12 protein-coding genes are annotated in these 21,663 nt (G+C 50.8%); 11 read left to right on the top strand and 1 reads right to left on the bottom strand.

All coding sequences use genetic code 11. The features are described 5' to 3' along the window. The first annotated feature begins 6 nt into the window (after positions 1–6). Genes NQ492_RS05125 through NQ492_RS05115 form a run of 3 tightly spaced genes read left to right on the top strand, consistent with a single transcriptional unit; the run spans position 7 to position 7,048 of the window. Positions 7–2,292 carry an FAD-dependent oxidoreductase gene (locus NQ492_RS05125; protein ID WP_044053900.1) on the top strand — a complete coding sequence of 762 codons (2,286 nt, stop codon included), beginning with the start codon at positions 7–9 and terminating at the stop codon, positions 2,290–2,292. Between the two features lie 22 nt (positions 2,293–2,314). Continuing rightward, on the top strand, positions 2,315–5,356 hold the full coding sequence (locus tag NQ492_RS05120) for a SusC/RagA family TonB-linked outer membrane protein (protein WP_015545731.1): 3,042 nt from the start codon (positions 2,315–2,317) through the stop codon (positions 5,354–5,356). A gap of 12 nt (positions 5,357–5,368) precedes the next feature. Beyond that, positions 5,369–7,048: a RagB/SusD family nutrient uptake outer membrane protein gene (locus tag NQ492_RS05115; protein ID WP_015545732.1), complete on the top strand. Its 1,680-nt coding sequence runs from the start codon at positions 5,369–5,371 to the stop codon at positions 7,046–7,048. Positions 7,049–7,090: 42 nt separating this feature from the next. Here NQ492_RS05115 and NQ492_RS05110 read toward each other — a convergent pair whose 3' ends face one another. Continuing rightward, positions 7,091–8,005, bottom strand: a complete 915-nt coding sequence (locus NQ492_RS05110) for a transposase (RefSeq protein ID WP_259872901.1) — start codon at positions 8,003–8,005, stop codon at positions 7,091–7,093. A gap of 167 nt (positions 8,006–8,172) precedes the next feature. Between NQ492_RS05110 and NQ492_RS05105 the strand changes: the two genes are divergently transcribed. From NQ492_RS05105 to NQ492_RS05070, 8 genes are all read left to right on the top strand, one after another. Then, entirely contained in the window at positions 8,173–9,393 is a 1,221-nt protein-coding gene (locus NQ492_RS05105) for an endonuclease/exonuclease/phosphatase family protein (protein ID WP_015545733.1), read from the top strand. 15 nt (positions 9,394–9,408) lie between these two features. Further along, positions 9,409–11,559, top strand: coding sequence for a fibrobacter succinogenes major paralogous domain-containing protein (locus NQ492_RS05100; RefSeq protein ID WP_172633796.1), 2,151 nt, complete (start codon positions 9,409–9,411; stop codon positions 11,557–11,559). A gap of 62 nt (positions 11,560–11,621) precedes the next feature. After that, positions 11,622–15,071: a glycerophosphodiester phosphodiesterase family protein gene (locus NQ492_RS05095; protein ID WP_015545735.1), complete on the top strand. Its 3,450-nt coding sequence runs from the start codon at positions 11,622–11,624 to the stop codon at positions 15,069–15,071. Positions 15,072–15,075: 4 nt separating this feature from the next. Further along, positions 15,076–17,268, top strand: coding sequence for an alpha-galactosidase (locus NQ492_RS05090; protein WP_015545736.1), 2,193 nt, complete (start codon positions 15,076–15,078; stop codon positions 17,266–17,268). A gap of 488 nt (positions 17,269–17,756) precedes the next feature. Continuing rightward, the gene (locus NQ492_RS05085; protein ID WP_044053903.1) at positions 17,757–19,160 is read left to right on the top strand and encodes a site-specific integrase; all 1,404 of its coding nucleotides are present in this window, start codon (positions 17,757–17,759) and stop codon (positions 19,158–19,160) included. 57 nt (positions 19,161–19,217) lie between these two features. Next, positions 19,218–19,826: a DUF6088 family protein gene (locus NQ492_RS05080; RefSeq protein WP_044053904.1), complete on the top strand. Its 609-nt coding sequence runs from the start codon at positions 19,218–19,220 to the stop codon at positions 19,824–19,826. Further along, positions 19,816–20,829: a nucleotidyl transferase AbiEii/AbiGii toxin family protein gene (locus NQ492_RS05075; RefSeq protein ID WP_015545737.1), complete on the top strand. Its 1,014-nt coding sequence runs from the start codon at positions 19,816–19,818 to the stop codon at positions 20,827–20,829. Before NQ492_RS05080 ends, NQ492_RS05075 begins: the two co-directional genes overlap by 11 nt. Positions 20,830–20,831: 2 nt before the next feature. Continuing rightward, positions 20,832–21,575 carry a hypothetical protein gene (locus NQ492_RS05070; protein ID WP_022061803.1) on the top strand — a complete coding sequence of 248 codons (744 nt, stop codon included), beginning with the start codon at positions 20,832–20,834 and terminating at the stop codon, positions 21,573–21,575. Positions 21,576–21,663 lie beyond the last annotated feature (88 nt).

Genomic DNA, 21,663 nt, shown 5'->3' with positions numbered 1-21,663 from the left:
ATATTTATGCTTTCTCAACCCTTTTCATCTTCTAAACGTGAGATGCACTCCCGTGCCCTTTCGGCGGAGTTCGTCGTCATCGGAGGAGGTTTTGCCGGTGTATGCGCCGCAGTTACGGCAGCCCGCTCCGGGACTAAAACAATTCTTGTGCAGGACCGTCCGGTGCTTGGAGGCAACGCTTCGAGCGAAGTTCGCCTGTGGATACTCGGCGCCACGTCACACATGGGCAATAACAACCGCTGGTCGCGCGAGGGCGGCCTGGTGGATGAAATACTCATCGAGAACCTTTATCGCAACAAGGAAGGGAATCCGGTGATTCTCGATACGATTCTTCTTGAAAAGGTTTATCAGGAACCCAACATAACGCTGCTGCTGAACACGGCGGTTTGGGATATTGAGAAGGCCGATCCACAGACTGTTTCGAAGGTGTATGCCTTTTGCTCGCAAAATTCGACCTTCTATGAAATATCAGGCAGGCTTTTCTGCGATGCATCGGGCGATGGCATTCTTGCATACCGTGCCGGGGCTGCATTCCGTATGGGTGCTGAAGAAAAGCGGTGTTACAACGAGCAGTTCGCTCCCGACAAAGGTGAATTCGGGGAACTGCTGGGCCATTCGATCTATTTTTACAGCTTGGATACCGGCAAGCCCGTTAAATTTGTTCCTCCGTCCTATGCTTTAAAGGACATCACCCGCATTCCGCGTTGGCGGAAAATCAGCTCCTCCGAACACGGTTGTCGTTTTTGGTGGCTCGAATACGGGGGACGGCTCGATACGATACACGATACGGAACAGATCAAGTGGGAAATTTGGAGCGTCGTCTACGGTGTGTGGGATTATATCAAGAATTCGGGGAATTTTCCCGATGCGGAGAATCTTACCTTGTCTTGGGTCGGAACGATTCCGGGTAAGCGCGAAAGCCGCCGTTTTGAAGGTGAATATACGTTGGTTCAACAGGATATCATCGAACAGCGACATCACCCTGATGCGGTCGCCTTCGGAGGCTGGGCTATCGATCTGCATCCCGCAGACGGTGTTTACAGCAGCCAGAACGGATGTATTCAATACCATTCAAAAGGAATTTACGAAATTCCGTACCGCTGCTATTGCAGCCGGGATATTCGCAACCTTTTTTTGGCGGGCCGCTGCATTAGCGCGTCGCATGTCGCGCACGGGTCCACGCGTGTCATGGCGACATCGGGATTCGGGGCGCAGGCTATAGGCATGGCAGCTGCGTTGTGTCTGCAAAAGGGGGTGTTGCCGGCCGATTTAACCCGTCTCGAATTTATGCGGCTGCTGCAACAACGCTTGAATTTAGCGGGGCAGAGTATTCCGGGAATACGGATTGATTCGGCCGGGAATCTCGCCGCTTCGGCCCGTATTTCAGCCAGCAGTGAATTGCGCCTTGCGGAAATTCCGTTCGACGGAGGATGGATGCCGTTGGATTATTCGGCAGCCCAGTTGCTGCCACTGAAGGCAGGCGTTCGGTACAGGTTCGAAATAGAAGTGGAAGCCTGCGAAGCCACTGTTCTTGAAGCGGAACTCCGCTATGCCGCAAAACCTTTCAACTATACGCCGGATATGACGGCGGAACGGGTTCGGATTCCGGTTGAAATGGGAACATGCAAGTTGTCGGTCGTCTTTACCGGGACCGTTCCGTCCGACCAATATGGATTCGTGACTTTTTTGAAGAATAATGCATTGCGCATTCGTTCGAGCAAAGCCCGTTATACGGGTATCGTCTCCGTATTCAATAAATTCAACGAAGCGGTCAACAATAACGGGCGTCAGACGCCTCCCGCCGGCAGCGGCATCGATGCTTTCGAATTCTGGTGCCCCGACCGACGGCCGGCAGGACAGAATATCGCCATGCGAATTACGCCCGCAATCGAAGCTTTTTCACCGTCTAATGTCGTCAACGGGTTTGTACGTCCGACTGTAACGGCTAACGCCTGGTGCGCAGCTTTCGGGGATAAGATGCCTCGTCTTTCGTTTTGCTGGGATGTTCCGCAGCGGATCGGTCGCATCCGCCTTTTTTTCGATACGGACTACGATCACGCTCTGGAATCGGTGCAAATGGGGCATCCCGAGCGAGTCATTCCCTTTTGTGTACAAGGTTACAGGATTCTGGACGGTCACGGCAATGTCGTATGCGAATGTACAGACAACCACCAGACCATCAATGATATTCGTCTAAAGGAGACTTTGGAGACCGATCGGCTCGCCATCGTTGTCGAACATCCTTCATCGGAGGTTGCCGCAGCTTTGTTTCAAATACACATCGAAGCATAAACTTACCTTAAAACAATAACCAATGAAGCAGAAATTGACTTATTTCAGGCGCACCAGGACCTTTGTCTTGAGCCTGTTGCTGCTCTCCTGCATGGCCGCGCAAGGTCAGCAACAGCCGTCGCGTATGGTAAAGGGCCTTGTCAAAGATGCCCGGACCGGAGAGCCGCTTGCTGGAGTTGCCGTATTGGTCCGCGGCACGACACAGGGCACTACTACCGGAATTTCAGGAGAATATGCGGTCTCGGTCCCGTCCGGTTCTACCGAATTGGAATTTTCCTTTCTCGGCTATGTGGCCAAAATTCAGAAAATCGGTACGGCTCATACTCTCGATGTAACGATGGAGGAGGAGGCCACCGGTTTGCAGGAGGTCGTTGTCGTGGGATATGGCGTACAGAAAAAGGCGAACCTGACCGGTTCGGTATCCGTCATGGAAGGAGATGACATCAACCGACGACAGGTTATGCGGGCGAGTTCGGCTCTCCAGGGGCTTTCGGCGGGTGTGTCGGTTGTTCAGAAATCGGGACAGCCCGGTTCGGACGGCGCCACGATTCGTGTGCGTGGTGTCGGCACGATCAATAACTCGGATGCCTTGGTGCTTGTCGACGGGGTGCAGGGAAGCCTCGATGCGCTGGATTCGAACGACATCGAGTCGATTTCGGTTTTGAAAGATGCGGCGTCAGCCGCCATTTACGGCTCCCGAGCCGCCAATGGTGTCATTTTGGTTACGACTAAAAACGGCGGTGACGAGAAATTGAGCGTTACGGTGAATAGTTCGGTGGCTTGGCAGCGTTTTACGGATCTGCCGGAATTCGTCAACGGATATACCTATATGAAAGCGATGAATACGGCGTACGAAAATGTCAAGAAAACGCCGCTCTATTCCGACTCTTACCTGGCCGACTACATGCGCTATAAACTGGTCGATCCGGACCGTTATCCCGATACCGACTGGCAAGATGCCCTTTACACAGGTTCCGGGTTCATGCAGCATCACCATATCAGCGTAAGCGGCGGTAAAAAGGTCAACACGCTGGCTTCGTTCGGTTATCAGGAGCAGGAAGGTCTGATTCCGGGCTTCAGCGCCGAACGTTACAATATGCGGCTCAATTCGCGTATGAATATTCGTAAGAATTTGCAGGCTAAAGTTCTGGTTGAGGCACGTCGAAACAATGTCGTCGAGCCGATCAGCGCCGCCAGTATCATGAGCAATGTCAACCGCATTGCGCCGATTTATACGGCGCGTCTGAAAGATGGGCGCTGGGGAACGGGATACAACAATGGCAATCCCGTCGCACAGGCCAACGACGGCGGATCGAGCGATAAGACGTACGACTTTTTGCGGGCGACGTTCCAAGTGGCCTATCAACCGTTTTCGGGCATGGATGTCGAGTTCAACTTTTCGCCCAAATTTTCAAACAACTATACGAAGAATTTCAATAAAAGCCTCAAGCTCTATACGCCCGACAGCGATGAACCTGTCCTGAATCCCGCCATGTCGAGTCTTAATCAGACGGATGCGAAAATAACCGAAAACATGTTACAGGTGATTCTGCGGTACAATAAGGAGTTCAGAGACCATGAAATCGGGATTCTCGGCGGTTATGAACAAATCATCTATAAAACCCAGAATATTTCGTTGCGCCGCGAAGGCTTTCCGTTGGTCGATTATCCCGTTATGAATGCCGGTTCGGTAACAAACTGGAGCAATGGTGGTGGTGCGTCTGAATGGGCTTTGCTTTCCTATTTCGCACGTGCGAACTACTCCTATAAGTCGCGCTATCTGCTTGAAGCTAATATTCGTGTCGATGGGTCGTCCCGATTTGCCCGGGGACACCGCTTCGGAGTTTTCCCGTCGGTGTCGCTCGGATGGCGTATTTCCGAAGAGAATTTCATGAAATCTGTCGACTGGGTAACGAATCTCAAACTGCGCGCTTCGTGGGGCCAGCTGGGTAATCAGGAGATCGGTACCTATCCCGCCTATACTACGATGAGTATGGGCCCGACTTTCATTTTCGGTACTACGCCGACCGCTGCCGATGGTGCCGTACAGAAATCCTATGCCAACGAGGGTATTACGTGGGAGACCAGCGAAACGATTGATGTCGGACTCGACGTATCGCTGTTTCGCAATAAATTCAACATGGTATTCGATCTTTACGAACGGAAGACCAAGGACATCCTGCTGAAGCTTCCTATCACGGGCATTACGGGACTGACGGAACCTTATCAGAACGCAGGTGTTGTACGCAATCGCGGCTGGGACCTCGAATTGTCGCACCGCAATCAGCACCGGGATTTCCGGTATCAGATTTCGTTCAACCTGTCGGATGTTCATAATAAGGTAATCGATCTCAAGGGAGCGGGACCGATCATCAGCGGTTTTTCTCTGATTGAGGAGGGGTATCCGATCAATTCGATTTACGGTTATAAGGCGCTGGGGCTGTTTCGGAGCGATGAGGAGATCGCGGGTGCACCCCGCCAGACATTTGGCGATATCGCCCCGGGAGATATCCGCTATGCCAATGTGAGTGATAGAAACAACAAGAATACGGTGGACCGGGATGATCGGACGGTTATCGGCAATGTTATTCCCCGTTATACCTATGGTTTGAATATCGCCATGCAATATAAGGGTTTCGATTTGTCGATGCTTATTCAAGGCGTGGGCAAGGTCAATGCAATTTATACGGGTGATGCGGTCTGGGCGCTTTACAATGCCGGAAAAATGCAACGATGGCACATGGATTATTGGACGCCGCAGAACCCCGGAGCCTCGTATCCCCGGCTGATTGCCGATTCGTCCCATAATAACTTTCAGAATTCCAGTTTTTGGGTTTATGACGCCTCTTACGTGCGTCTGAAAAATGCACAGCTTGGCTATACGCTGCCCGAGCGGCTTACCCGTAAAATATGGATTCAGAAACTGCGACTTTATGTTTCGGGGGATAATCTGCTGACATTCGACCATATGCCCAAAGGCTGGGACCCTGAGACGCGCAGCGGTGATGCGGAAATCTATCCGATCGCAAGCACCTATACCTTCGGTGTTCAAATTACGTTCTAAACGATTTCAACCATGAAAAAACTGATCATATTGTTTACGGCATGCATAGCACTGGTTTCGTGTCACGATATTCTGGATCGCTATCCGCTCGAAGGCCCTCCCAGCGCAACCTTTTTTTCAAACGAGGATGAGCTTACGCTGGCCATTAACGGGGCTTATGAAAGTCTCTACTGGCTTTCGAATGCCAATGTTCCTTATCAGATGTTCCTCGAGGGAGCGACGGACATTGTCTATGTCCGCGGTAATTATGCCAATATGGATGTAATTCGCATCGGGCAGGCTACGGCTTCGACGGCCGTGTTCCAAAGCGTATGGGATACATTCTACAATAACATCTCGCGTTGCAATAACATTCTCGACAATATGCACCGGGCCAAGGAGAATGTCAGCGAGACTTTCTACAACCGCATCGAAGCTGAAGCCAAATTCCTGCGAGCATATAACTATTTCTACCTGACCAGTCTTTACGGCGATGTGCCTTTTGTCGAACACATGCTCGATTGGAAGAACCCGTTGTTGCCGAAAACCCCTGTTCGCAAGATCATCGATGCCATGTATGCGGATCTTGATTCCGCATTTAAATCCGTTCCCCGGATCTGCTCCGACAAACAGTACAATCGGATCACCCAAGGTGCGGTTATGGGGCTCAAGGCCCGCATGGCGCTTGTCAATAACGATATGGATGTTGCGGCGGAAGCTGCATGGACGGTGATTTCATCGGGAGTCTATTCCGTCTATGACAGTTATGAGTACCTTTTCCTGTACGACGGTATGAATTCGAATGAGGTGATTCTCCAGATGCCTTTTGCCGAAGGGGTCAGAACCAGTCAGATACCCCGCCATTTGGGTGCACGTTCAGCCCCGGGCTATTCGGCCATTGTCCCGACGCAGGTGCTGGTGGACATGTATCAGTGCGTCGACGGCGAACGCATCGATCGCTCTAAACTTTACGACCCCAAGAAGCCTTTCGAGAAGCGTGATCCCCGATTGGCGTATTCGATTCTTTATCCGGGACAGTGGCATGCAGGTATCAGATTCGAAACTCATCCCGACTCGATCAAAACCACGAAGATCGTCAACGGCGCCTATACCCGTATTGCCAATGACGAAGCGACACACGCCTATGCCACATTTACGGGGTATCTTTTCCGCAAATATTATGATGAACAGGACCTGCCCGCCAAGGTAGCCAAGAGTTCTCTCAATTTTATGATCATGCGTTATGCCGAGGTGTTGCTTACCTATGCCGAGGCGAAGATCGAATTGGGGGAGATCGATGATACGGTTATCGAGGCCATCAATCAGGTCCGTCGTCGTAAGGACGTAATGATGCCTCCTGCGAAGATCACAATGTCGGTCGATGAACTGCGTTCTCTGGTTCGTTATGAACGTACTGTCGAACTGGCGTTGGAGGGGCATCGTTTGTTCGATATCCATCGCTGGGGAATTGCGGAGGAAGTGCTCTCCGGCTATATGCTGGGAAAGCGCAAAAAGGCCAATTGGTACGATCCGGTCATTCCGTCGTTCAGTGATGCAGGGAAACCGGTTTATCCGGATGAACGCATTTTCAACTCCTTGGGTTACGCCACATTCGATCCCGATAAAAACAGCCTGTGGTTTATTCCGCAGAATGAGATCGACCGTAATCCGTTGCTTCAGGAAGAGACGGAAGATGACGATGACGATTGGTAGACAGCTCTTTTATCACTGACAAAAAAATATAAATAATTTGAATCAGTAGTTGAAAATAAGATATAAAAATGCGATGGCTACCTTTCCCATCGTATGAATTAGCAGTCCGCAAGTAGAGCGGCACTTTGAAGCTCTTTGAATATTTGTTTTTTCGTTCAGCCAACTGAATAGCGCTTCAATGGGTTCCCTGACAGATGAAACGGCTTGAGAATAAATGTCATCAGCGGCCTTGTTTCTCTGCTTCTCTTCTTCAGGAGCCCCTTTGATTGACTTGACGGGAGCGTAGAACTCATTGGCCTTATCGCGTCTTTCCTGCTCCCAGTAGTCATTGCTTCGGTATATCTTGTCAGCGAAGATCTTCTTGTTGAAAAGATCCGGCATGCATTCGCTCTGGAAGACCTTCAGGTCATTCTCGGAGGCAGGAGAGAGCGCTATCTGGCACGGATGAGGAAGATGCCCTTTCCTGCGATATCCTACCATGTGAAGCTTTAGTCCATGATAGTACAGGTTCTTGGTGGAACAGTATCCTTTGTCTGCGATATCTCTGGCGACCTTGCCTGTACGGTTTCTTCCGCAGCATGTGATTATCGGCATCGAGTCAACAATCACGGTATCATCCTGACAGTCAGAAGGCCTGAACATCCTTAATAACTGCGAGGACAGTTCCCTAACAGCACCGGCCATCCTGTTGAGACGGTAATTGAATGTCTGATAGGACACCAGGTTCGGGAACCAGTCGCGCAAGTACTCTTTAGCGAAGTTGTGAATATCCTTGATGAGGGTGTACTTCTGCTCATGACCGACAAAGAAATAAATCGTGAGGATTTCCTCGTCGGAGAACAACGGTTTCGAATTATTGCTGTATCTTTGGCAATGGTATTTGAGGCTTTGTTCGTACATATCGCAGATATACATATAGATTTTTATTAGTCTATACTCTTTGTCCTTGGGAATCATAACAAGCAAAAAATAGGGGTATTTTTTTACTTTAAGTTACTGATTTCCAAGGATTTTGCAAGTATTTTCATCCCTTGATTTTCAAATATTTACAACTAATTCCGAGGCTTAAATGACCTCAGTTAAACTTATAAATCACAGCAGTTCAACTGCTGATTGGAATAAATATGAAAAAGATGATTATAGAATTGCTCTTTGCGCTTCCCCTGATTGCCGGAGGAGTAGCCTGCGGTTCGGATGAAGAGCCGGCTGCACCGATTGAAAACAAGCAATATAAGGTTTTACCTCACACTACGTCGATGGAGGTGCGTTGGAAAGATGCTGCCGGCGTTGTCCGGTTCTGTGTCGAATATGCGGAGGATGCCTCGATGGACGCCGTGCAGAGCGTCGAAGTCGAAGCGCCTTCGACCAATGTTTTGATTGAAGGCCTTTCTCCCGAGACCGACTATTTTGTCCGTACCCGGGCTTATAACGGGGTGCGTTGGACCGAATGGACTGATATCACTCCGATACGCACGGCGCAATTCACCGTTTCGGTTGAAACTTATAACCTGCTTGGTGCAGACATTACGACCAAGGGACCCTCGTGGGCCGAGCGTAAAAGTCATGTGGGGGATATTATCCGGCAGAGTGGCAATGATCCGGATATTCTTGGAGTACAGGAGTGCTCGATCGCTGCACAAAAAGCCGATATGAAAGCCATGCTTGGTGATTTGTACGATTACTCCGAGAATGAAAAACCGACATCGTCCCCTGGCCTTATTTTCTGGAAAAAGGGCGCCTTCGAGTTGGAGGAGCGGGAAATAGTCGATCTGTTGAACGGCAAATATCCCAATACTTACGAAAAACAACGGTATGGTCATTTCGTGAGACTGAAACATCTTGCTTCGGGCAGCAGCATCCTGGTTTACAGCGTCCATTTGCGGGCCGGGTCCGATGTCGCGACAGCGGACCTGCGAAAGGAAATGATTGATAATCTGTGCCCTCTTGCAGCGCGGAAATCGGCCGAGACGGGTTGTCCGGTCATCGTATTGGGGGATATGAACTGCACACCCAACCGGCTGATCGGAGGAATCCCGTCATCGCCGCAGGTTTACAAAAGTCATGGATTTCTCGATACGTTCACGCAAACCCGTCAGCGAACGAACGAGAACTATGCAACCTACTCTTCGTCGGCCGCCGTAGTCGAAGAATGCAGAGTCGAAGTCGGAGAGAATGGCAGCCGGCGAATCGACTATATTTTCACCTATCCCGAAAGCAGAGTCACGACGACCCGTTATGCTACGGTCCTTAATTTCGCTGAAGACGGGACGGCCAACAAACTCCGGTCTCCATTGCCTTCGGACCACCACCCGGTTCGAGCCGAGCTGAATTTTTTCTATGAATAACGAATGTCGCTTATTATGAAACGCATATTCCGTAACATGGCGGCTATGGTCGCAACCGCAGTCCTGCTGGCAGGCTGCGCCGACGATGAAAAGACTGCAATCCCTTCGTTTCTCGACGTGAATGTCAAATTCACCCACGCCGCAAAACCGGAAGTCGGGCAGACAATGGTTACGAATCTCTATTACGGTGAAATATCCGCTTCGGAGGTTATGACCGCCGTACCTGGCATGCAGGTCCAAAGCGTGCTTACAGCCGATATGATCCGCAGCGGATTCCGTGTGACATTTGATAATCCGGACAAGTCGACCGGAACGATGTATGTCTGTTCGTATGTTGATATTAATGAAAACGGGATCATCGATGAGGGGGATCTGGCCGTATTCTACAATAATCTGAAATTCGAGGATATGGAAAGCGGCGAAAAATTTCCGACCAATGTTATCGGTGAGTACGCTATCAATCTCAATCACGGGATCGTGTATGGGGAGGTGATTTCAGATGATGATATAGTAGATGCCGACGGCAATAAATATACGGCCGTAACCATCGGTTCGCAGCAGTGGCTCAAGGAGAATCTTCGTACGCGTCATTTCAACAACGGTGAGGCCATTCCGACCGATTATGATAATGCCGGCTGGATTGGCCTGATGAAAGAAGACGGTACGGGCCAACCTGCCGTCGCCGAGTATCAGGATGCCGACTTGGTGCAGGATGGGCTTTATTACAACTGGTTTGCCGTGACCGACGAGCGGGGTATCTGCCCCGAAGGCTGGCGTGTGCCGTCTGATGATGATTGGATCGAACTTGAAGAATGTCTCGGAATGCCATCATCGGAGGCCAAGCTCAACAATTGGCGCGGCGCCGACGCCCGTATCGGAGAACAGTTGAAAACCCGGGAACGGGATTTCGGCGAGGCGACTGATATTTATGGTTTTTCGGCCATGCCGTCCGGACAGCGGGAGAAGGATAAAGGCACGTTCAGCGCCTACAATGCCGATGCCTATTTCTGGACTACGACTGTTGCTCCGCTTGTAAAACAGGGCGTGCGCCGCGTCATTCGGAAAAGTTACTTCACGATCAATCGGGGTGTGATCTCCAAAGTCGCCGGACATTCCGTGCGCTGTGTGCGTGGCGGCAAAGCTCCGGAACCCAAATCTCTGGCGATTGACATTTCGTTCGACGGAGCTGTGACGCCCCGTGCCGGACAGGTTTTGAAGGCCTATCTTTATTATACGTCCGTCGCAGGTGTTAAAGTCGCCGAATCCACGCCTGATGCAACTGTTTCGACGACGCTTTCCGACACGCATATTTCGGATGGGGTTACGGTAACTTTTGAGAATATTCAGGAGTCGGCGGTAAATGTCTATGTTGCTGCATGGGTAGACGTTGACGCTGACGGAGCGATCAGTGCCGGCGATCTGGCGGCTTTTTATGCCAATGCCGGATTCGAGGAGGTGGAACGTCAGGAGGCGGAGGCGACGAATGTTGCCGGGCAGGAATCGTTGCAATTTTCCCTGACCAAAGTTTACGGTTCTGCTCCCGTTACGGTAAAGGATATCAACGGCAATGAATATCCGATCGTTACGATCGGTTCGCAGGAATGGTTTAAAACCAATCTGCGCGTCACGAAATACAAGAACGGAGACGCTATTCCTACGGATATCGCCGATGCCGATTGGATTAAGCTGACTTCAGGAGCCTGTGCGGCTTATCCCGATACGGATATTGCAATTAACGGATTGCTGTACAACTGGTATGCGGCATCGGACGCCCGGGGCCTTTGCCCCGAAGGGTGGCATGTGCCCACGGAAAAGGATTATCAGACACTTGAGATTGCGATCGGCATGGCCGAAGAGACCGCTGCTGGCAAACCCGGCTGGCGGCAGACTGACAAAGAAGGTACGAAACTCAAGGCAAACGTCGAAGGTTTCAATGGCTCCGATTTATTCGGTTTTACCGCCATGCCGGCGGGACAGCGGGCCGAAGGGAAGGGGAATTTCAATAACATCGGCACTTATGCCTATTTCTGGACTTGCGATGAGTTTACCGACAATCCGGAAAAGGCTTACCGCCGCGTGTTGCAGGCCAAATACGAGACGATCGCAAATTCGGTAATCAGCAAACTCGCCGGTTATTCCGTGCGCTGCGTGAAAGACTCCGAATAACGTTAAACCCATAAGGTGCGTTCTTCTTCAGCGGAAGGGCGCACCTTAAAAAACGACGACGTATGAGATATTTCATAAAAGCAGCAACTGTTGGCAAGGGAATTCTCTTTCTGCTGTTAGCGGGGCTGTGCATTCCGTCCGCAGCGCAAAAACGCCTGGCGGTCGAGGCGGAACATTTTCGCATCGAATGGCAAGAGAAAAGCGATGGGTACCGGATTTCGACGGTCTCGACGAACTCTGCATCGGGAAGAATCTCCTTGGAAAATCCGTCGGGCAGCTATGGATTTCTGTATTCCGCCACCAAACCCGATACCGTTTCATTGTACGAGACGATGCCTGATTACGTCCGGAAATTTCCGGGAAGGGAATATACGCTTTTGTATGGGCGTTGGCGCGATAATCTGCGCCCTGTGGCGATGAATACGGCCGGAGAGTTGGTGCGTTTTTATCCGGCATCGGCGATGCAAAAGGGTGACAGCATTATTTTCACCCGAAAAACGCGGCAGGGCACCTTGCAGGCCGTCTGGCGGCCATCGAAACAGTTCGGCAGCGATATCGAAGTGACAATGACGTTGCGGGCTGCGGTCGACGGGTATTTTTCGCTCATAACTCCGACTTTGGCCACGTTGTCCGAAAAGGAGATGGCCTGGGGTGTCATTCCGGGACATTTTCAGGGACGAAAACTGGAGCCGAACTTCGTCTGGAGTTATGGCTATGGCCAGGGAATTCCCGACAGGCCAGTCGTTGTCCGGGAGCGGACGGCTACCACTCTTTGTCCGACACTCACCGACCGGCAGGGACTTTCGTTTGCCGTGATTCCCGAGCCGGGACAGGGGCGAGACCCGTGGACTTATGATCACAGCACCCAGAATGAATGGCGGCTGGGCTTTTCCCTGATGAATCGCGACCGGGAACTGACCCCTTCGGCTTATCATCCGGTTTTGGGGCAGGAGGATTCGTATATGCGCAAGGGCGAGATCCGCACGTTCCGGTTCCGGTATACGGTGCAGCAAGGAGACTGGTATGCCCTTTGTAGCCATGCGGCCCGCGACATCTATCGTTTCGGCGATTTCCTTGCATTGAAAGAGCCTCGGCAGTCGCTTACGGATCGTATACTCCGTATGGCGGAATACCTCGAGAAAGACTCTACTTCGCTTTGGCGTACATTCGATTATCGAGGGGATACCATTGGGGCGCAAGAGTATAATGCCACGGTTTTCGAATACGAAAGGGATGCTGTTAAAAATTCGGATTACGGGGCTATGTGGATGCTCGCCCGGATTACGGGAAATGACACGTTGCGCCGGACACGATTACCTTACGCACGGAACTTCAAAATCCATCAGCAAGTATCCGGCGGTCCGCTGTCAGGAGCGGCTGCAGGGCAGTATTATCTGTGGAAAAGCGGCCGTTATACAGAAGAATGGGGCGATTATGCAGAGCCGATCGGGACGGTTTACTATATCATGCTCGATATCGGGAATATGCTGCTTTTCAATCCCGGAGACGCTGAATTGCGCGAAGATTTGCGGCGTGGGGCTGAACGGTTGCTGGCATGGCAGTATCCCGACGGACATTGGGAAGTTGCATACGACAAAGCCACAGGAAAGCCGGTGTTTAGGGACTTGCGTGATTTGCGGCCGACATTCTATGGCCTTTTGGTGGCTTACCGTCTTTTGGGCGACGAGCGCTATCTTGATGCTGCCTGCCGGGGTGCCGATTGGTTTGTGGCAAATGCTGTGGACGAAGGTTCCTTCCTCGGGGTTTGCGGGGACTTTCGCTTTGTCCCCGATTTTGTTATTGCCCAAAGTGCCCAGGCGTTGCTTGATCTCTATGAAACGACGGGGAAAGACTGTTATCGGGACGCAGCTTTGCGCACGGCGCGCTTCTATACGAATAATATATTCACGCATCCCGTTCCGACCCGGCAGGAGAAGCTGGTGAAAGGTGTCAGCCGTGAAGATTGGCAGATTGCACAGGCAGGACTTTCGTTCGAACACGGAGGGACGTTGGGCAGCAATGCCAAAAGCAACGGTCCGATTCTGTTATGCAGCCATGCAGGTATGTTCGTAAGGCTTTATGCCATGACAGGCGACCGGTTACTGCTTGACATGGCCCGGGCTGCGGCGTGGGCGCGCGACGCTTTTGTCGATCCGGCGACAAGCGTTGCTTCCTACTATTGGAATCGTATGAATAATGGTCCGGGCCGCTTCCCCCATCATGCCTGGTGGCAGGTCGGGTGGATCGTAGACTATCTGATCTCCGAAATCATGATGCGCTCGGACGGGGCGGTCGATTTCCCGGGTGGATTCGTCACTCCGAAGGTAGGGCCTCATAAATGTTACGGATTCGCTGCCGGGAAAATTTTCGATAAAACCGCTTCGCTTTGTCTTCCGCCCGAAGCCATTGACGTTTCGGAGCCGCAGGTCGATTATCTGTGCGCCTTGGAGGAGAACGATAAAGTGTTTTACGTCATGCTTCTGAATAACAGCACTTCCGATCGGGAAGTACAGGTTACTCTCCGTGCAGACCGTATTCTTCCGGGTAAGCGTTGCGATATCCGGCACGTCGCCTTGTTTGACGCCTCCGGGCGGCAAATCGGAAACCGGGGAGCGAATCAGGCTTTCAGTGTGCCGATTGAAGCCTGTGGTATGACAGTCGTTCGCGTGGAACTCGAATATACGGAGATTCAGGCGCATCGCGGCGGAATGGGATTATGGCCTGAAAATACGATCATGGCGATGAAAAATGCGATCGATTTGGGCGTGGATATGCTGGAACTGGATTTGATGATTTCCAAAGACAGCCTTGTCGTCGTTTCGCACGAGGAGATCATGTCTTCGGAGTATGTAACTAAACCTGATGGGACTCGTGTCACGAAAGCTGAAGAAGCCTCGCTCGTACTGTTCGGAATGCCGTATGATGACATTCGGCGTTATGATACCGGTCTTGCCGGCGATTCCAGATACCCTGCGCGGGTACGGATCGCTGCTTGCAAGCCGCTTCTTTCGGAATTGCTCGACGCCACAGAGGCTCATATTCGGGAAAAGGGCGGTCGGAATCTACGATACAACATAGAGATCAAAGCCTCCAAAGGCAAGGAACAACGCTGTATGGCTCCTGATTACAAAACATTTACCGATCTTTGTATGGCGGTCATCCTTGAAAAGGGGCTTGGCGGCAGGGTTACGATTCAGAGTTTCGATGCGCGTGTCCTGAATTATTTACATGAAAAATATCCCGGTATACGGACTTCGTATCTGATTTATCTCTCGGCAACTGATTTCGATAAGAACCTTGCCAAATTGAATTTTATCCCCGATGTTTACAGTCCCAAGCATACTTTCGTCGATGAAACATTGGTTGCCAAGGCCCATGCGGCCGGTATGGAGATTCTGCCCTGGACGGTCGATGACGAAGCCGATTTGCAAAGGCTTGCCCGGTTGAGTGTCGATGGGGTGATTACCAATTATCCGGACAGGGCCTTGAGACTGTTCCACTTGAAAGAGTAGACCTATGAAACGGGCATTTGCCTTATTGTTGCTTTTGCTGTTTGTAGCCACTTCGTCGAAAGGGGGCGGCCTGCAAATCGTAAAGATTGATACCGACCACCAGTCGTTCGTGTTCAGTGCCGCATCGGGAAAACCGCTGATGTTTCGTTATTGGGGTGCCCGGTTGTCGGAAGAGGATGCCGGGGCTATTTTGTCCGCCTGCGGCAGGGAGAAATCCTGGGAGTTGTATCCGGCATATGGCGGGGCGCTGTATACCAATCCAGCCTTGACGCTGGTCCATGCAGACGGGCAACTTACCACTGAGCTGGTCTTTTCATCCTGTCATAGCCGGCAATTGGATGAAAACCGGACCGAAACGATTATCGTGTTGCAGGATAAGGTTCTGCCGTTGACCGTGGAACTTCGTTTCACCGCATTCCGGCAGCAGGATATCGTCATGCAGTCGGTTACGGTCCGCAACCGGGAACAGGGCCCTGTCATTGTTCGTCAGATCGCTTCGGCATTCTTTTCCTTGAAGGCCATGTCGTATTACCTGACACATTTCCACGGTTCCTCGAATGCGGAGATGTGGCTCAAAGAGGAATTGTTGACTCCCGGCATCAAAACAATAGATTCAAAAAAAGGAGTGCGTACGACCCATAATGAGAACTCCTGCTTCATTGTCTCGGTGAACGGGCCGGCCAAGGAAGATGATGGCGAGGTGTACGGAGGAGCGCTCGCTTGGTCGGGGAATTTTGAATCCTCGTTTCAATTGGACGACTTCAACATGCTGCAAATAAGATGCGGACTCAATCCGTTCTGCTCCGAAATACGGCTTTTGCCCGGTGAATCGTTTACGACTCCGGAGGCTGTGGTTGGATACAGCGATCGCGGGAAGGGACAGCTTACGCGTAACTTTCACCGGTGGGCACGCCGTTACGCCCTTGCGCATGGCGACCGGTACAGATCGGTGGCTCTGAATAATTGGGAAGGAACACATTGGAATTTCAATGAAAAGGATCTGCGGGAGATTATTGACAAAGCTGCTGAAATCGGATGCGAACTATTCATTCTCGATGACGGATGGTTTGGCGGCAAGTATCCGCGTAACGATGCGACCGCGGGGTTGGGCGACTGGCAGGTGAATGCAGCCAAACTGCCCGGAGGATTGCAGTCCATTGCCGGGTATGCGGCGGCAAAAGGGCTTCGGTTCGGAATATGGATTGAGCCGGAGATGGTAAATCCGCATAGCGAACTGGCGCAGGAACATTCCGAGTGGATCGTTCGGAGCGGAGAACGCGAAATTCCCACCTTGAGACATCAATGGATTCTCGATCTGTGCAATCCGGACGTGCAGGATTTCATATTCGGCGTTTTTGATGATTTGTTATCCTCGGCGCCCGGTATCAGTTATGTAAAATGGGATGCCAACAGGCATGTCAACAACGTTGGATCGACCTATCTGCCCGCTGATGAGCAGAGTCGTTTCTGGGTGGATTATACTCGTGGGTTGTATAATGTCTATGAACGTATCCGTTCCAAGTATCCCGACATTGAGATACAGGCATGTGCTTCGGGTGGCGGTCGTGTCGATTTCGGATCTTTGCCTTTTCACGATGAAATATGGACGAGTGACAATACGAACGCAATTGACCGGATTTTTATTCAGTGGGGTACGAACCACTTTTTCCCGACTATGGCAATGGCTGCGCATGTTTCCGCTGCTCCCAACCGACAGACCGGAATGTCGCTGCCGCTCAAATTCCGCTGCGATGTGGCAATGTCGGGACGCATGGGCATCGAACTTGATCCGAGAAAACTCGCCCGCGAGGAGATTGCCTGTTTGCAGGATGCTGTTGCAGCCTATAAAACGATTCGCCCCGTTGTGCAGCACGGGGACCTTTATCGGTTGGTTTCTCCTTATGATGAAAGCGGTTGGGCTGCGTTGAATTACGTTTCGGAGACGAAGGAACGCTGTGTGTTGTTTGCATTCAGCACGGCATTACATACCCGGACGAGGCTTACGCTCCGGCTGAAGGGGCTTGATCCCGCCGGATATTACAAAATAACGGAACAGAATCGTCAGAAAGGCAAAACTGGTTGCCATGCCGAAGGTCAGACGTTATCGGGCGATTATTTGATGAAATGCGGAGTGGGATTCGACTTGGCCAAACCATTTGAGAGTTGTGTGCTCCTATTGGAAAGGCAGGATCGATAAAAAAGAGTTGAAAAAGTTCCGGGGCGATCCCGGAACTTTTTCTTTCTAATAGTTGGTCCTAATACATGAAACGTTTTATCCTGGATTAGAGCGCATTTTTCTGAAGACACAACCTTTCAGATGGCCTCTGTACTTGATATAATCAATTGAATTGTAGTTATATCCGGATTTCCCGGTTCAGAAATGTTTTCCGAAGAATGAGAAGTGACGATTAGTACTCCCTGCGGAAAACGAAAATCCCCGTAATCAAACGATTACGGGGATTGCCAGTGCCCAGGACAGGAATTAATTTGTGAAAACATATGCAAATAACTAAAATTTGAATATATTTATAATATGTTGAAATATAGTATATTAAAATGATATACTATGAAATGTATTTTGTCTGTTTTTAGCTGTTTTGCAAAAATGCGGACACGGTGCGGACATGAAAGTATTGCTGTATTCGAATCTAAATCATATCTTTGTAGAGCATAAAATGAGGATGTATGGCAAAAGTTACATATGTTTTGGCGCAAGGGGAGAACAGCGCGGGAGAATCGCAAGTTAATTTCCGTGTCTATGTTTCCCGCGAATTGCGTGTACGTGTGCCGTCCGGCATTTGGGTCGATCGGAAACGTTGGGGAAAGAAAAACGATATCAATATTCCGAACATACCGGGGGAGGAGCGCGATGCGCTGTTGGCAAAGCGGGCGAAATTGAAAGAATTGGTCGATGTAATTGAGACCTCGGTCGAGGCGGCAGACGATAAATCGACCGTTACGCGCGAGTGGCTCGAAAAGTTGATCCGGCGCACTTTGCGGCCAAAGACGGCGACTTCCGTTGAGGAAAAGAAAATAGGCTTTTTCCCGTTGACGGATGAATACCTCGCTACGCATAAATTGTCCGAATCGCGTGTCAAGCATTTCAATGTCTTGGTGCGGACGTTGAAGCGGTATGAGTTGTATCGTAAACTGTCGAACCGACGGTTCGTGCTGGACGTACACACCGTATCTCCGACGACACTTGATGATTTCGGGGCATTTCTGATGAAAGAACCGGAGATTTTCGACGAACATCCGGAGTTGTACGACGAGGTGCCGTATGCCCGGCCGAAGGTGAGGAAGAATCTGCCTGTGAAGCGCGGCCCGTACCTCAATGCTGCGGGAGAAACGGTAATTCCCGGCCGTCCGAAAGAGCGGGGCATGAATTACGTTTCGGATATGTTGATTCGTCTACGGTCGTTTTATGTATGGTTAAATGATAACGGACATACCTACAATGATCCGTTCAAGCAGTACAAGATTGCGGAGATTGTCTACGGTACGCCTATCTATATTACGACCGACGAACGCAAACAGTTGGCCGAAGCGGATATGGGGGATGACAAGCAACTGGAAACGCAACGAGATATTTTTGTTTTCCAATGCATGATCGGCTGCCGGGTGAGCGACCTTTATAAGATGACCTATGCCAATATCATCGGCGATTGCATCGAATATGTTCCCCGCAAGACGCGAGACGACCGAGTGGTGACGGTCTCGGTGCCGCTGATCGGTGCTGCGAAAGAACTGATTCGTAAATACCTCGATGAGAACCGCGGAACATTGTTTCCATTTATTTCGGAGCAAAAATGTAATGTCTATATCAAAGCGGCGTTCCGTAAAGCGGGACTGACGCGCATGGTGACGACGATCGACCAGCGGACGCGGCAGAATGTTCAGGTGCCGATCTGCGACCTTGCTTCGTCGCACATGGCGCGCCGGACATTCATCGGGAATGTTTATAAAAGCGTGAAAGACCCTGCGATCGTGGGAGCGATGTCCGGTCATAAGGACGGCAGCCGGGCGTTCGCTCGTTATCGCGATATTGACATGGATATTAAGCGTGATGCAGTAAGCGTGTTGGAGTAAGATTTGTTTTGTCGATAAATTTGTATAAATTTGCGACAGATATATGTGTGTAAATAGATGCAAGTAATAGAGGGTAAGATACTTAATAAGATAAAAAAGTGCGGGCGTGGTAAGCTGTATTCCGCATCCGATTTCGCTGTGTACGGATCGGCCGTATCGGTTGCGAAGGCATTGGAACGGCTTACTCGAAAAGGCGGTTTAGTCCGTATTGCAAGGGGCCTCTATTGCTATCCCAAAATCGACAGAAAGTTCGGACTGGGCATACAATACCCGACCATCAATGAAATCGCTGAAAAGGTAGCCCGGCAGGGCGAAGCCCGGGTTGTTCCGACGGGTATGCACGCATTGAATGTATTGGGATTGTCTGCCCAGGTACCGATGAACTATGTGTTTTATACGGACGGCAATTCCCGGACGGTTAATTTGTTCAACGGTCGCAAATTGCGATTCAAGCGTGTGGCGCTTAAAAATTTGGCCTATCAGAATAAAACGCTGATGCTTGCCGTATTCGCTCTGAAGGAGATCGGTCGGCCGCAGGTGACGGAGGAGCACATCGCCCAACTGAAGACGATATTCGCCCGGATTCCGAAGTCGAGCATTCTGCCCGATCTGCGGTTGGTGCCGGCATGGATTCGTAAAATCATTATGTCGTTCTATGAAGAATAATTTTTGGATGTTTTCCGACGAGCAGAAAAGTATGTTCGTTGCACAGACGAGCGAGCGTGTCGGGCTTCCTCCGCAGGCTGTCGAGAAGGACTGGTGGGTGACGATGACGCTGAAAGCCCTGTTCGAATCGTCGTGCCGGGACTTCATTACCTTCAAGGGCGGTACGTCGTTGAGCAAGGGTTGGCATGTCATAGAACGCTTCTCGGAGGATATCGACATTGCGATCGACAAGTCCTTTTGGGAAATTGCCGGGGACAACAAGTCGCAGCGCGATCGGATTCGGAAACTTTCGCGGGCCTATATCGAGCAGCGGCTCGTTGCGGAAACGCAGGCATTGCTGGAAGGATATGGGGCTTCCGATTTTGAGTTGCGTGCCGTTCCGGCGCAGGACTCCGATGCTGATCCGACGCTGGTGTTGCTGCCGTATCGAAGCATTTATGCGAATATCGAATATGTGGAATCGCAAATCCGGATCGAATTCAGTTGCCGGTCGATGAAAGAACCGCGTGAGCGGATCGAGATTCGTCCGCTGATTGCCGAGGCATATCCCAACGTATTCGGAGAATTGGTGTTCCCGATTTATGCGGTCGTGCCGACGCGGACGTTTTTGGAGAAGGCGTTTTTGCTGCATGAAGAGTTTCAGAAAGAGAGTCCGCGTGTCGAGCGAATGACACGCCATCTGTACGATTTGGAGCGGCTGATGGATACGGATTTCGGAAAGGCAGCCTTGGCTGATCCGAGAATGTATGCCGAGATTGTCAAGCATCGCAGCATATTCAATACGATTCGCGGAGTCGATTATCGGACGCACCATCCGAGCCGGATCAATTTTATTCCGCCCGAAAAATTGGCGGAGGTATGGCGCAAGGATTATGAGCGGATGCAGGAGTATTTCATCTACGGAGATTCGCTGCCGTACGATCGACTGATCGTACGGATGACGGAGTTGCGGGATCGGTTTCGGAAAGTTGTAATGGAGGATGATTTTTTCAGCGAATCGTAACTATGAATTCCGAGTATTATTTCCAGAAAGGTCTTCACCTGATCGTGGCGAGCGCTGTGATTTTTGCTTTGATCGTTTTGTTCAGTGCCATGGTTTCTCGGGGATTTCCGCTTTGGTTGGCGCTTGTCTTGCTTGTCCCCGCAGGACTTGGCGTGGTCGGATTTTACTTTTTCAGCCTGGGCAGTTCGGCCGATCTTTCGGAACGGTTTTTCCGTCGGTTTGGGCGTAGTCAGCCAAGAGGTGAAGAGAAAACAATGACAGAAGGAGTCGGTTCCGAACAGTGGTGTGAAAGAAGCCCGGATGCGATCGTGCCGGAATCCGCCGTTGTTTCTGCCGACCCGGTTCCGGACGATCGGATTCTCGAAAATGCACTCGCCACCGTTTACGAATATACCGACAAGGATTTGGGCGATGCCATTGACGAGACGAACCTGCGAATTTTGCGACGACGCTTGCTTTATCTGGCATGTATGACGCCTGTTCCGAACGATGTGCCGCAGGTTCAGCTTCGGCACGATCGGGTGAGCTATGGGGATTTGTGTCACTACGGTTGGAATGTCTGGAATGCTTTTAAGGGCGCGACCAATCGTTTTTATGACCAGACCGAATTGGCGGAATGGCTGAAAGCGAGTTTCGAGTCTTTGGCCAAATATAATACGAAGACGTTGCGGGCCAAACTCCGGGCGACGGACGGAGGTTATCGCATCCGATTGCTCGATAATCTGAAAGAATATATCCAAAAATAAAGAGCTGTATAAGTATGGGATATTTCCTGCACCCGGTCGGTGCAGGAAATTTTCTTGCTGTTTTCATGTAATTGCAAAATGCTGGTAA

The organism is Alistipes shahii WAL 8301 (assembly GCF_025145845.1).
Taxonomy (GTDB): domain Bacteria; phylum Bacteroidota; class Bacteroidia; order Bacteroidales; family Rikenellaceae; genus Alistipes; species Alistipes shahii.
This window is presented reverse-complemented; position numbering and strand designations above follow the sequence as displayed.

What these genes read in the sequence shown, in the direction of transcription:
- NQ492_RS05125 (WP_044053900.1), top strand. Translation starts at nt 7, where the DNA reads ATGCTTTCTCAACCCTTTTCATCTTCTAAACGTGAGATGCACTCCCGT.
- NQ492_RS05080 (WP_044053904.1), top strand. Translation starts at nt 19,218, where the DNA reads ATGCAAGTAATAGAGGGTAAGATACTTAATAAGATAAAAAAGTGCGGG.
- NQ492_RS05120 (WP_015545731.1), top strand. Translation starts at nt 2,315, where the DNA reads ATGAAGCAGAAATTGACTTATTTCAGGCGCACCAGGACCTTTGTCTTG.
- NQ492_RS05070 (WP_022061803.1), top strand. Translation starts at nt 20,832, where the DNA reads ATGAATTCCGAGTATTATTTCCAGAAAGGTCTTCACCTGATCGTGGCG.
- NQ492_RS05110 (WP_259872901.1), bottom strand. Translation starts at nt 8,005, where the DNA reads ATGATTCCCAAGGACAAAGAGTATAGACTAATAAAAATCTATATGTAT.
- NQ492_RS05075 (WP_015545737.1), top strand. Translation starts at nt 19,816, where the DNA reads ATGAAGAATAATTTTTGGATGTTTTCCGACGAGCAGAAAAGTATGTTC.
- NQ492_RS05115 (WP_015545732.1), top strand. Translation starts at nt 5,369, where the DNA reads ATGAAAAAACTGATCATATTGTTTACGGCATGCATAGCACTGGTTTCG.
- NQ492_RS05095 (WP_015545735.1), top strand. Translation starts at nt 11,622, where the DNA reads ATGAGATATTTCATAAAAGCAGCAACTGTTGGCAAGGGAATTCTCTTT.
- NQ492_RS05100 (WP_172633796.1), top strand. Translation starts at nt 9,409, where the DNA reads ATGAAACGCATATTCCGTAACATGGCGGCTATGGTCGCAACCGCAGTC.
- NQ492_RS05085 (WP_044053903.1), top strand. Translation starts at nt 17,757, where the DNA reads ATGGCAAAAGTTACATATGTTTTGGCGCAAGGGGAGAACAGCGCGGGA.
- NQ492_RS05090 (WP_015545736.1), top strand. Translation starts at nt 15,076, where the DNA reads ATGAAACGGGCATTTGCCTTATTGTTGCTTTTGCTGTTTGTAGCCACT.
- NQ492_RS05105 (WP_015545733.1), top strand. Translation starts at nt 8,173, where the DNA reads ATGAAAAAGATGATTATAGAATTGCTCTTTGCGCTTCCCCTGATTGCC.